Source organism: Pseudomonas sp. GL-B-19 (assembly GCF_019956415.1).
In the GTDB taxonomy this organism is placed as follows: Bacteria; Pseudomonadota; Gammaproteobacteria; order Pseudomonadales; family Pseudomonadaceae; genus Aquipseudomonas.
Genome location: NZ_JAHBDK010000012.1, coordinates 22,171 through 34,343, shown reverse-complemented (window position 1 = coordinate 34,343; position 12,173 = coordinate 22,171). Strand labels below are relative to the sequence as shown.

The 12,173-nt window shown below is 59.5% G+C and carries 8 protein-coding genes and 4 tRNA genes; 1 reads left to right on the top strand and 11 read right to left on the bottom strand.

Annotated elements, in window-relative coordinates:
• Positions 1–101: 101 nt before the first annotated feature.
• A tRNA-Val gene (locus KGB06_RS01795) sits at positions 102–178 on the bottom strand.
• A gap of 183 nt (positions 179–361) precedes the next feature.
• Here KGB06_RS01795 and KGB06_RS01790 point away from each other — a divergent pair.
• Positions 362–1,645 carry an NAD(P)/FAD-dependent oxidoreductase gene (locus tag KGB06_RS01790; RefSeq protein ID WP_223511469.1) on the top strand — a complete coding sequence of 428 codons (1,284 nt, stop codon included), beginning with the start codon at positions 362–364 and terminating at the stop codon, positions 1,643–1,645.
• 183 nt (positions 1,646–1,828) lie between these two features.
• Here KGB06_RS01790 and KGB06_RS01785 read toward each other — a convergent pair whose 3' ends face one another.
• From KGB06_RS01785 to purF, 10 genes are all read right to left on the bottom strand, one after another.
• Positions 1,829–2,800, bottom strand: coding sequence for an XdhC family protein (locus KGB06_RS01785; RefSeq protein ID WP_223511468.1), 972 nt, complete (start codon positions 2,798–2,800; stop codon positions 1,829–1,831).
• Between the two features lies 1 nt (position 2,801).
• The gene (locus tag KGB06_RS01780) at positions 2,802–4,037 is read right to left on the bottom strand and encodes a c-type cytochrome (RefSeq protein WP_223511467.1); all 1,236 of its coding nucleotides are present in this window, start codon (positions 4,035–4,037) and stop codon (positions 2,802–2,804) included.
• A 2-nt stretch (positions 4,038–4,039) separates the two neighbouring features.
• Positions 4,040–4,579 carry a (2Fe-2S)-binding protein gene (locus KGB06_RS01775; RefSeq protein ID WP_223511466.1) on the bottom strand — a complete coding sequence of 180 codons (540 nt, stop codon included), beginning with the start codon at positions 4,577–4,579 and terminating at the stop codon, positions 4,040–4,042.
• Positions 4,572–7,403: a xanthine dehydrogenase family protein molybdopterin-binding subunit gene (locus KGB06_RS01770; protein ID WP_223511464.1), complete on the bottom strand. Its 2,832-nt coding sequence runs from the start codon at positions 7,401–7,403 to the stop codon at positions 4,572–4,574. The genes KGB06_RS01775 and KGB06_RS01770 overlap by 8 nt, the downstream gene beginning before the upstream one ends.
• 473 nt (positions 7,404–7,876) lie before the next feature.
• A tRNA-Asp gene (locus KGB06_RS01765) sits at positions 7,877–7,953 on the bottom strand.
• Between the two features lie 92 nt (positions 7,954–8,045).
• Positions 8,046–8,122 (bottom strand) — tRNA-Asp (locus KGB06_RS01760).
• A gap of 55 nt (positions 8,123–8,177) precedes the next feature.
• Positions 8,178–8,253, bottom strand: a tRNA-Val gene (locus KGB06_RS01755).
• Between the two features lie 247 nt (positions 8,254–8,500).
• Positions 8,501–9,277, bottom strand: a complete 777-nt coding sequence (locus KGB06_RS01750) for an SDR family oxidoreductase (RefSeq protein ID WP_223511462.1) — start codon at positions 9,275–9,277, stop codon at positions 8,501–8,503.
• Positions 9,274–10,485, bottom strand: a complete 1,212-nt coding sequence (locus KGB06_RS01745; protein WP_223511460.1) for an O-succinylhomoserine sulfhydrylase — start codon at positions 10,483–10,485, stop codon at positions 9,274–9,276. The genes KGB06_RS01750 and KGB06_RS01745 overlap by 4 nt, the downstream gene beginning before the upstream one ends.
• Positions 10,486–10,649: 164 nt before the next feature.
• Positions 10,650–12,155 carry an amidophosphoribosyltransferase gene (gene purF, locus KGB06_RS01740; protein WP_007935163.1) on the bottom strand — a complete coding sequence of 502 codons (1,506 nt, stop codon included), beginning with the start codon at positions 12,153–12,155 and terminating at the stop codon, positions 10,650–10,652.
• Positions 12,156–12,173 lie beyond the last annotated feature (18 nt).

The following is a 12,173-nucleotide window of genomic DNA, read 5'->3' as shown; positions in this document are numbered from 1 at the left end:
TTTTGCAAAAGTTTTGCAAAAGTTTTGCAAATCGCAGACAACAAAAAAGGGCCCACCTTTCGGTGAGCCCTTCTAGACCGCCCAGCAGAGCGGATTTTGTTTGGTAGGCGCGATTGGACTCGAACCAACGACCCCCACCATGTCAAGGTGGTGCTCTAACCAACTGAGCTACGTGCCTGCTGTGAGGCGGCATTCTACGGAATTCCGGAGGGGTGTCAACACCTTTTTTCGAGCTAACCCTATGAATATGCAAAATATTTAATTTTGCGGTTACGAAGAAGATTTTCCGGTGGCTGGCGGTCGATTTTTAACTCGAGTAGGATCAATGCACTCGTAAAATATATTAAACAGAGGCTGCAGGATGGAGAACACTCCCTACCCAGAGTCCTATTACGCCGCATCGGCCAATGCGGTTCCGCCGCGGCCGGCCTTGCAGGGTGATGTAGAGACTGATGTCTGCGTGATCGGCGCCGGTTATACCGGTCTGTCCTCTGCCCTGTTTCTGCTGGAGAACGGTTTTAAGGTAACGGTTCTGGAAGCAGCCAAGGTAGGTTTTGGCGCGTCGGGCCGTAACGGTGGCCAGATCGTCAACAGCTATAGCCGCGATATCGATGTGATCGAGCGTAGCGTCGGTCCCAAGCAGGCTCAGTTGTTGGGGCAAATGGCGTTCGAGGGTGGGCGGATTATTCGTGAGCGGGTCGCCAAATATAATATCCAGTGCGACTTGAAGGACGGTGGTGTGTTCGCGGCCATCACTGCCAAGCAGATGGGCCATCTCGAATCCCAGAAACGCCTGTGGGAACGCTTCGGTCATACGCAGCTTGAGCTGATGGATCAACGCCGAATCCGTGAGGTCGTGAATTGTGATCAGTACGTCGGTGGCATGCTCGACATGAGTGGCGGGCACATTCATCCCCTCAACCTGGCGCTGGGCGAAGCGGCGGCCGTGGAGTCGCTGGGCGGCACCATTTATGAACAGTCGCCAGCAGTGCGCATCGAGCGTGGCGCAAATCCGGTGGTGCATACGCCACAGGGCAAGGTCAGGGCCAAATTCATCATCATCGCCGGCAACGCCTACTTGGGCAACCTGGTGCCGGAACTGGCGGCCAAGTCGATGCCCTGCGGGACTCAAGTCATCACCACCGCATCGTTGGGCGACGAATTGGCGAACAACCTGCTGCCGCAGGATTACTGCGTCGAGGACTGCAATTACTTACTCGACTACTACCGCCTGACGAGCGACAAGCGCCTGATCTTTGGCGGCGGTGTGGTGTATGGCGCGCGGGATCCGGCGAACATTGAGGCGATCATTCGGCCGAAGATGCTCAAGGCGTTCCCACAGCTTAAGGACGTGAAAATTGACTACGCCTGGACCGGTAATTTCCTGCTGACCCTGTCGCGCCTTCCGCAAGTCGGGCGACTGGGTGACAACATTTACTATTCCCAGGGTTGCAGTGGTCATGGCGTGACGTACACGCATTTGGCGGGCAAAGTATTGGCCGAGGCGCTGCGAGGTCAGGCCGAGCGTTTCGACGCGTTTGCCGACCTGCCCCACTACCCGTTCCCCGGCGGACAATTGTTACGCACACCGTTCGCGGCGTTGGGTGCCTGGTATTACGGGCTACGGGACAAGTTCGGATACTGATAAAAAAGGGGCCGCTGAATGCGGCCCCTTTTTTGTATCAGCTTGGGAAGTCAGCCCCCCCCAGTGGGAGCGAGCCTGCTCCGAGCGGCGCTCCGACGATAGCGGCAGGTCAGCCAACGCAGGTATCAATTGGATGACCTCATCGCGGGCAAGCCCGGCTCCTACAGGGTTCAGCGCATGGTTTCAAAGTCGATCCCGCGCGATGCCGCTACGTATTCGCAGAATGTCGGCGAGTACGGCGAGGGCGATTTCAGAAGGCGTCTTGCTGCCCAGGTTCAAACCGATGGGCGCATGAATCCGCGCCAGCTCCGCCTCCCCCAAACCACCAATCCTGCGCAACCGCTCGAAGCGCTTTTGCGACGTCTGCAGGGAGCCCATCACGCCGATATAAAACGCCTCAGTGCGCACTGCTTCCATCATCGCCAGGTCATCAATGCGCGGATCGTGAGTCAACGCCACCACCGCTGTATCGCTGTGGCAGCCACCGTCAGCAATGAACACTGAGGGCAGCTGACGACGAATCTCGACGTTTTCCAGCACCACGCCTTCCAGCACCTCGTCACGCGGGTCGCACAGAATCACTTCGAAACCCAGCCCGACGGCAAACTCTGCACACGCCTGAGCAACCGAGGAATACCCCGCCAGCAGCAACCGCTGGGCCGCGCCGATCCGCACGCGCACCCGATCGATCTCACGTTCGATTCGCACACCCTGCTCACGATCATCGAACAGACTCCGCGCACCGCTGGACAGATCGACCTCGCGGATCAGCCGACGTTGGCCCAACAGCGCCGACTCCAGCTCCCGTAGATGCGCCTGTACCTCGCAAACCGGTTCAAGCTTCTCAACCAGCACATCGAGCACGCCGCCGCAGGGCAGACTCACCCGGGAACGCGGATCGTCGCCCTCGCCATAACGAACAACGCTGACCGCTTCGAGAAACGCACCCTCGGCGACTCGTTCGAGAAAATCCTCCTCAACACAGCCACCCGACAGCGATCCGATCCAATGCCCGTCGGCGTTTACCGCCAGCAGCGAACCCGGCGCACGAGGCGCCGAGCCGTAGGTGGCGAGCACCGTGCAGAGCCAGAGGCGCTGGCCGGCCGTTGACCACTCCAGCGCCCGGCGCACCACTTGCAGATCGAGATGCTGCATGTCAGTGCGCCTTGTGCTCAAGCGGCGGCGCATCGGCACGCAACGTTTGCACAGCGTTGACCGCCAGATCACCCGGCTGACCACCCCAGCTCTGACGCAAGTAGTTCAGCAGATCCGTGAGTTGCTCGTGACTGAGCTTCTCAGCGAAACCTGGCATCGACTGCATGTGTTCGAACCCGGCAAATTTCTGCTCACCGATACCGTCATCAATCACCCGCACCAGGTTGCGCGGATCTTCCAGGCGCAGCGTGGTATTGCCGCGCATGGCCACAGCAATGTGCGGCTTGCCGTCACCACCAACCTCATGGCAACCGGCGCAGACGTTCAGGTATTCCTGACGGCCACGCTGGGCACTTGCAGTGAGCTTGTCGAACGGCACGTCAGTCAGCACCTTCGCCGCCGGCGGTTGATCGCCAAGCAGGTAGGTCGCCATCGCCGCCAGATCCGGATCAGTCAGGCCCTGGGTGCTGTTGTGGAACACCGGGAACATCTCGTTGAACATCGTGCCCTGAGCGCTCATGCCGTGCTTGAGGAATGAGCTCAGGTCTTGATGGTTCCAGCCGCGAGCCGCCAGGTCATCGGCCAACAGGCCAGGCGCCAGATAGCCATTGAGCACGCCGCCGGTCAGGCGCTTGTCCTGTTGCATCGCACCCGGCAAACCGCGTGGGGTGTGGCATTCGCCGCAATGACCGAGCACATCAACCATGTACTGGCCACGCTTGAAGGCTTCGCTTTTGCCCTCGGTAGGCGTCAGCTTTACATCCTTGCCATAAAGCATGTTCCAGCCCATCAGGCCCAGACGCACGTTGAACGGAAAGCTCAGGCTGGTGGCCGGTGCTGCACGCTCAATTGGCTCGAACGTTTTCAGGTACGCGTGAATCGCGTCGGAGTCGTCGCGCGGTATCAGGTGATACGAGGTGTACGGCATTGCCGGGTACAGGTTGGCGCCATCACGGCGCTTGCCTTCGGTGAGTGCAGCGAAGAATTCTTCATCGGTGTAGAGGCCGATGCCGTGCTCTTTGCTCGGGGTGATGTTGGTGCCGTAGATTGTGCCAAACGGCGAGACAATCGGCAGACCACCTGCGTACGGCGCGCCACCCGGCGCGGTGTGGCAAGCCATGCAGTCTGCGGCACGGGCGAGGTATTTGCCGCGCTTGACCTGATCGTCGGCGTGAGCCAGCAATACCGGCGCACTCAAACCAACCGCCAATGCCAGGCGGGAAAGTAGCTGCTTCATGCTTAACCCTCCTTGACCAGGCCGAGATCGGTCAGCACATTGCGCGTCGCGCTGTAGTAGCGCACGTAGCCAGTGCAACGGCAGATGTGGTGTCCGAGGCTGTCCTCGATGACTTTTTCCAGCTGGCTTTTGACGATGGGCTGACGTTGCAGCTTTTCCACCAACACGGTCGCGGCATTTACGAAACCCGGCGCGCAGTAGCTGCACTGGAAGGCGAATTCGTCGACGAAGCGCTGCTGGATCGGGTTCAGCTCAGTGACTTTGCCCTGCTCGTCGCGTTTCGCATGGCCTTCGATGGTGCGTACTTTTTTGCCTTCAAAGTAATGCGCCCCGGTGATGCAGGTGCGCACTTCTTCGCTGGTGCCGTCCGGGTTATCGACGATCACCACGCACGCATGGCAAATACCCTGTCCGCAACCCAAACGCGAGCCAGTGAGGTTTTTGTATTCGTGCAGGTAATCGATCATCGGCAGGTCATCAGGGATGTCCACCGGGCCGACGGTTTGACCGTTGAGGGTCAGTTGGAGCGGACGGTTAGCCATTGAGGGCCTCCTTGATGCGTGCAGAAGTGATAGGCAGGTCGCGGACCCGTTTGCCGATGGCGTGTGCCACAGCGTTACCGATGGCACCGACCACCGGGATCATCACCACTTCGGCAATGCCCTTCGATGGATCGCTTGGCGACAGCGGCGGCAGGATTTCAGACGTCTGCTTCCAGACCGCCACATGACGCGCCATCGGCAGGCGGTAACGGTTGAAGTTCCAGTCACCCTCCCCCGGCCCGCCTTCGTACAGCGGCATCTCTTCCATCAACGCATGACCAATGCCCATGGCGATTCCGCCTTCGACCTGGCCCTTGACCAGCTCTTCCACCAGCACCCGACCGCACTCAACCCATGAATGATGGTTGAGCACTTGCACTTCGGCCGAGCCTTTGTTGACTTTCAGTTCCACCAGCGTCGCGACCGGGCTGTAGTAAGTCACTGCCGCGTTGTTCAGCTGAGTGTCGGGGTAATGCACGTTCTGGCGATCCAGCAGATGGAAACCTGCGCTGTTCATCTGCGCCTTTTTCACGCTCGGAGCGCCGTCGCCGTACTTGACCGCCAGGCCATCGAGCGGCAGACGTTCGCGCACGCCATCGATGCTGAACTCGGCATCGGCCCAGCTCCAACGGTTGAAACCGTGCACGGTTGCGCCAGTGACCAGGCCACGCTCGTGGGCGTGCTTGGCCAGTTGCTCAAAGCTCAGTGGCTGCATGCCGTTGGCGGTGAGTTTGCCGTCGACCCAATGCGCATCTTCGCGACGCACCACATAAGGGTTGGCCGCACCACCATAAGGACCCTGACTCCAGATCTGCATCGCTGCCGGCCACAAGCCGTGGTTGAACAGCACGCGCGCCGCTTCACGGGTGGCGTGGCTGAAGTAATAAGCCGAGTTGGTGGCCGACGAGGCCGAGGCGATCTTGCCGACCCAGCGCGGGTTACGCAGCAAACTGTCTTGCTCGGCCTGACTCATGATGTAAGGGTTGCCGCCGCTGATCAGCTGCAACTCCTTCCATTCGGTCTCGCCGGTCTTCACTTCGGTCGCCGCAACACCGAGGAAATCGGCCACGACCAGAGCTTGAGAAGTGGACATGCCGGTGCCGATTTCGATACCGATGTGGCGTAGGGTGACGTGCCCTTGCGCGGTGAACTCGATGCTGGCCATCGGCGCTTCAGAACCCGTGCCGAAGTCTTTCTGACAGATGGCGAAACCGACGCCGTACCAGTTGTCCGGATCCTGCGCTTCGCGTTGCTTTTTGATCGCGTCGCGGTTTTTCCAGACGTCGTGAACGGCAGCCTTGTCGAGAATCTCGTGCAAGCGCAAAGCACCCGCCGGCACCGCGCCCTGGGTATTTTTCATACCCGAGACCATAGCGTTTTTCTTGCGCAGATCGATGGCGTCGATGCCGAGGCGATCGGCAATTTCGTCGACCATCATTTCGGTGGACGCCATGCTTTGCAGTGTGCCGTAACCCCGCATCGAGCCGGCTTCAACGGCGCGGGAATGATAGGCCGTGACCTGCAAATCGTTCTGCGGCATGTAGTAGATCGACTGCGCCGCCGTGGCGCCAACCGCCGCCACCGACGCGCTGTAGTTCACTCGCCCGCCGCCGTCGACGCTCATGTCGGCGCGGAAAATCTTGAAGCTGTGATCGTTCTTGTCCACCGCCAACTGGTAGTGGATGTCAAACGGGTGACGCTTGATGCCGCTCTGAAACTGCTCGTACCGGTCGTTGGCCAGACGCACCGGAACGCCCGCGCCGTACAACGCCGCGAGGGCTGCGTAGTAGACGAAAATATTGTGGTCTTTGGAGCCGTAGCCGACGGTGTAACCCGGGTGCATGTTCAGGTGCGCCAGGCCGAAACGCGACGGGGCGATCATTTTCGCGGTTTCAGTCGCGGCTTCCAGTGGGCACTGAGTGGCCACGACGAAATGCAGGGTCTTGGTTGCAGGGTCGTACCAGCCGTTGCCGTTGTCCGGCTCCAACGCGGCCGGCTCAATCGATGGCGTCTTGTAGCGCTCGTCGAATACCAGCCAGTTGTCAGGCGGCGTGTCGATCTGCTGCTTCATGCGATCAGCGTAGAACAAACCGCGCTCGGTCAGATTGCCGTGCAGGTTCGGCTGGGAATTCCACACCGGGCGACGGTTGCGCAGCATCGGGAACAGGATCGAGTCCTTGAGGCTGGCAAATTCGTCCTCGTCCGCCGAGGTCGCCCCGCCCACGCGCACATAGCGGAAGCTGCCGTAGGGATCGCGTTCGTAGAACGGCGCTATATCACCGTAGCGGATTGCTTTGTCATTGAATTTGAGCTTGGCCTTGGCCTGCCGGAAACGCTCGAAGTCGTTCCAGATCAGGATCGCCACGGGGTGACCGATGAACATTGGCACTTTGCCTTCCGGCAGCAGCGGATCTGGCGCGTGCTCTTCCGGGAAGACGATGCCGTCTTTCTCCAGGTCGGCAGCGGTGACGATGCGGTCAGGCTGCAACTCGGTGCCGAGCCACGACAGGTCCATGCCCGCGTAGATGCGGTCGGCCTTGATGGTTTTCAGCAGCATGGCGTGGCCTTGCTGCTGCGGCCAGCCCGGCATGTCCTTGGCGCGGATGTCGCGGGCAAAGACTTTGCTGCCGCAGACTTTCGACAAGGCATCGTTGCGCGAGCGCGCCTTGCCGTTGTTGCCGAGCCATTGCTCGGACGGCACGGTCACGCTGTTTTCCATCAAGGCTGCCAGCGCCTGGCTGCTCAATGGCGTGAGCGTCACGCTCACACCCGCTACCAGCCCGCCCTGAAGGAACGAGCGCCGGGATATATCACGGTTGGACATGGATCATCCTCTGGGCGGTTAGGGACCCGCCCTTTTGATTATGTACTGGAAATCTCGAGTCGTGCAGAAACCCTTATTGACGAAACAAAGGGCTGAAATGACATTGCAAAGCTGACCGAAAGGTTAAGTTTATAGGCTTATGCGCTTGCGGCAAACAGCCCAATACAAAAAACTGACCGGAGAATTAAAATATTGTGATTTTTTTATTACAAGAATTGATGAGGTCAGCAGTTGTGAGGCCAAGGCCAACCCTGCCAGACGTCGTCGTCGCGAAAGACCTACAGAAGGTCAAGGAGAAAGGTAGGCAGAAAGCCCCGGCAAGGGAGAATAAAAGAGAAGGAAAAGCCAAATTTCAGACACAAAAAACCCCAGTCTTTCGACCAGGGTCTTTGCTATCGACTCGAAGTAAACACTGGCATAACCAGCGGCTTTCTTCGTAGCTCCAAGGCGTTCAGTGGGCCTTGTAGCAGATATGGCGCAGCGGACGGGACTCGAACCCGCGACCCCCGGCGTGACAGGCCGGTATTCTAACCGACTGAACTACCGCTGCGTATCGCTTTGGACTTTCGTCCAAGTAACTCGTCTGATTGAAAACTCAGAAGCTTTTCAATCTCGAAGCAGATAAATCTGATCCGGAAAATATGGCGCAGCGGACGGGACTCGAACCCGCGACCCCCGGCGTGACAGGCCGGTATTCTAACCGACTGAACTACCGCTGCGCGTCGGTGGAGGCTTTTTACAGCTTCCATCTTGCTTTCGCAAGACTCTCGGAAGTGGTGGGTGATGACGGGATCGAACCGCCGACATTCTGCTTGTAAGGCAGACGCTCTCCCAGCTGAGCTAATCACCCGTTTGCATCTCCGAGGCCGCGAAATTTACGCAGGTACCGAACCTAAGTCAATAGCAGGATTGAAGTTTTTCTGAAAAAGACAAAATCGTGTCAATCCAGACAACTGCCAGACAGCTTTCGCGAGCAGGCTCGCTCCCACATTAGAAATGCATCCTCCCTGAAGATACGCGAACTACTGTGGGAGCGAGCCTGCTCGCGAAGAGGCCGGCACATCCAACATCAACCTGTAGTAGCCACTGCTTTAGGGCTATTCGCTGTAAATCATCTTCTTGGTCATGCCACCATCGACCACGAATTCCTGACCCGTGACAAAACCGGCATTCTTCGACAGCAACCACGCTACCATCGCCGCGACATCTTCGACCGTCCCTACCCTGCCCGCCGGATGCTGGGCATGATCGGCATCCGTCAGCGGCTCGGCACGCCGCACAGAAGGGTCTCGCGTGTCGATCCAGCCAGGGCTGACCGCATTCACACGTATTTCCGGCCCAAGACTGATCGCCAATGCGTGAGTCAGCGCTAACAAGCCGCCCTTGCTCGCCGCGTAAGCCTCTGTGTCGGGCTCCGACTGCCCGGCGCGGGTCGAGGCCAGGTTGACGATCGCGCCGCTGTGCGCGCGCAGGTACGGCGCACAGTGTTTGGCCAACAGCATTGGCCCACTGAGGTTCACCGCCAAGACGCGGTTCCAGTAGGCCAGATCGAGGCTTTCCAGCGTAATGTTGTGCGGATCTGCCACCGCCGCGTTGCACACCAGCGCATCCAGGCGCCCGAACTGGCCCAGCACCTCGGCGACGCCCAACGCCACCTGCCCTTCATTCGAGACATCCATGGCGATAAACCAGGCATTGTCGCCCAGCACCTTCGCCACTTTCGAACCGCGCACCCGATCCAGATCGCTCAGCACCACCTGCCAGCCTTCGCTGATCAACCAGGCCGAAATCCCCAACCCAATGCCGCGCGCCGCACCGGTGACCAGTGCAACACGGCCATTGGACCCGATTTTCGGCGAAGGCAACTCGATCACAAGGCCGCCAACCCGCGCGCCAGGTCGGCTTGCAGGTCAGCCACGTCTTCCAGGCCGACCGCAATGCGGATCAGGCTGTCACGAATGCCCGCCGCTTCACGCTCTTGCGGCGCCAAACGGCCGTGGGAGGTGGTGCTCGGGTGGGTGATGGTGGTCTTGGTATCACCGAGGTTGGCCGTGATCGAAATCAGGCGGGTCGCATCGATAAAGCGCCAGGCGCCCTCTTTGCCACCCTTGACCTCGAAACTGACCACCGCGCCGAAACCTTTCTGCTGGCGCTGAGCCAGTTCGTGCTGTGGATGGCTTTTCAGGCCGGCGTAATGGACTTTCTCGATGCCGTCCTGCTGCTCCAGCCACTCAGCCAGTTGCTGGGCGTTGGCGCAATGCGCCTTCATCCGCAGGTTCAGGGTTTCAAGGCCCTTGAGGAAAATCCAGGCGTTGAACGGGCTGAGGGTTGGTCCGGCGGTGCGCAGGAAACCGACCACTTCTTTCATTTGCTCGCTACGACCGGCCACGACACCACCCATGCAACGGCCCTGGCCATCGATGAACTTGGTTGCCGAGTGCACGACAATGTCCGCCCCCATTGTCAGCGGCTGCTGCAATGCCGGGGTGCAGAAGCAGTTGTCGACCACCAGCATCGCGCCTTTGACGTGAGCAATTTCCGCCAGCGCGGCGATGTCCACCAGCTCTGCCAGCGGGTTCGATGGCGACTCGACAAAAAGCAATTTGGTGTTGGATTTGATCGCCGCATCCCAACCGGACAAGTCCGCCAGGGGTACGTAATCGACTTCGATGCCGAAGCGCTTGAAGTACTTTTCGAACAGGCTGATGGTCGAACCGAACACGCTGCGAGAAACCAACACATGGTCCCCGGCGCTGCACAAGCTCATCACCACCGCCATGATCGCGGCCATGCCGGTGGCAGTGGCCACGGCTTGCTCGGCACTTTCCAGGGCGGCAATGCGCTCTTCGAATGCACGCACGGTCGGGTTGGTGTAGCGCGAGTAGACGTTGCCCGGCACTTCACCGGCAAAGCGTGCCGCCGCGTCGGCAGCGGTACGGAATACGTAGCTGGAGGTGAAGAACATCGGATCACCGTGTTCGCCTTCCGGCGTGCGGTGCTGACCGGCGCGTACGGCCAGGGTATCGAACGCTACGCCTTCGAGGTCGCTGTCCAGCCGACCGGCATCCCAATCCTGACTCATGTTCTCACTCCTTGCCTTATTCGGTAGTAGATACGAAACCGGCCTTGAGGAGAGACACCTATGTAGGAGCTGGCTTGCCAGCGAAGTGGGCATCACATTCAACATCTTCGTTGCCTGTGATACTGCCTTCGCTGGCAAGCCAGCTCCTACAGGCCGGTAGAGATTTAGTTGTTGTACAGATCGATGATCGCACTGACTGCCTGCGTCTTGACCTTGGAGGCATCATTACGTGCCTGCTCGATCTTGTTCAGGTAAGCCTCGTCGACGTCGCCGGTGACGTATTGGCCATCGAACACCGCGCAATCGAACTTGTCGATCTTGATCTTGCCGCCACCGACCGCTTCGATCAAGTCAGGCAAGTCCTGATAGATCAACCAGTCAGCGCCGATCAGGTCAGCAACGTCCTGGGTCGAACGGTTGTGGGCGATCAGTTCGTGGGCGCTCGGCATGTCGATGCCGTAGACGTTCGGGTAGCGAACGGCCGGTGCGGCGGAGCAGAAGTAGACGTTTTTGGCGCCGGCTTCGCGGGCCATCTGGATGATCTGCTTGCAGGTCGTGCCGCGAACGATCGAGTCGTCCACCAGCATGACGTTCTTGCCACGGAATTCCAGCTCGATCGCGTTGAGCTTCTGGCGAACGGATTTTTTCCGTGCGGCCTGGCCCGGCATGATGAAGGTCCGGCCAATGTAGCGGTTCTTCACGAAGCCTTCGCGGAACTTGACGCCCAAGTGGTTCGCCAGCTCCAGGGCCGCGGTGCGGCTGGTATCCGGGATCGGGATGACCACGTCGATGTCGTGATCCGGACGCTCGCGCAGGATCTTCTCGGCGAGCTTCTCACCCATGCGCAGACGGGCCTTGTAGACCGAAACACCGTCGATGATCGAGTCTGGACGCGCCAGGTAGACGTGTTCGAAGATGCACGGGGTCAGGGACGGGTTGGTCGCGCACTGACGGGTGTGCAGCTTGCCGTCTTCAGTGATGTAGACCGCTTCGCCCGGCGCCAGGTCGCGAATCAGGGTGAAACCGAGTACGTCCAGGGAGACACTTTCGGAGGCGATCATGTACTCGACGCCTTCGTCGGTGTGACGCTGACCGAAGACAATCGGGCGGATGCCGTGCGGGTCACGGAAACCGACGATGCCGTAACCGGTCACCATCGCTACGACTGCGTAGCCACCGACGCAACGGTTGTGCACGTCAGTAACAGCGGCGAAAACGTCTTCTTCGGTTGGCTGCAACTTGCCGCGCTGGGCCAGTTCGTGAGCGAACACGTTCAGCAGGACTTCCGAATCGGAGTTGGTGTTGACGTGGCGCAGGTCAGATTCGTAAATCTCCTTGGCCAGCTGTTCAACGTTGGTCAGGTTACCGTTGTGCGCCAACGTGATGCCGTAAGGCGAGTTGACGTAAAACGGTTGAGCTTCGGCCGAGGTCGAGCTGCCCGCGGTCGGGTAACGCACATGGCCAATGCCCATGTGGCCGACCAGGCGCTGCATGTGACGCTGATGGAACACGTCACGCACCAGGCCATTATCCTTGCGCAGGAATAACCGGCCATCATGGCTGGTCACGATACCGGCAGCGTCCTGGCCGCGGTGCTGGAGGACGGTTAGCGCGTCATACAGCGCCTGATTGACGTTCGACTTACCGACGATACCGACGATGCCACACATGCGACGCAACCCCTACTT

Bases quoted from the DNA above. Each gene is read 5' to 3' on its own strand.
- KGB06_RS01785 (WP_223511468.1), bottom strand. From the start codon at position 2,800: ATGCAGCATCTCGATCTGCAAGTGGTGCGCCGGGCGCTGGAGTGGTCA.
- KGB06_RS01780 (WP_223511467.1), bottom strand. From the start codon at position 4,037: ATGAAGCAGCTACTTTCCCGCCTGGCATTGGCGGTTGGTTTGAGTGCG.
- purF (WP_007935163.1), bottom strand. From the start codon at position 12,155: ATGTGTGGCATCGTCGGTATCGTCGGTAAGTCGAACGTCAATCAGGCG.
- KGB06_RS01790 (WP_223511469.1), top strand. From the start codon at position 362: ATGGAGAACACTCCCTACCCAGAGTCCTATTACGCCGCATCGGCCAAT.
- KGB06_RS01745 (WP_223511460.1), bottom strand. From the start codon at position 10,485: ATGAGTCAGGATTGGGATGCCGGTCGGCTGGACAGCGACCTCGAAGGC.
- KGB06_RS01775 (WP_223511466.1), bottom strand. From the start codon at position 4,579: ATGGCTAACCGTCCGCTCCAACTGACCCTCAACGGTCAAACCGTCGGC.
- KGB06_RS01770 (WP_223511464.1), bottom strand. From the start codon at position 7,403: ATGTCCAACCGTGATATATCCCGGCGCTCGTTCCTTCAGGGCGGGCTG.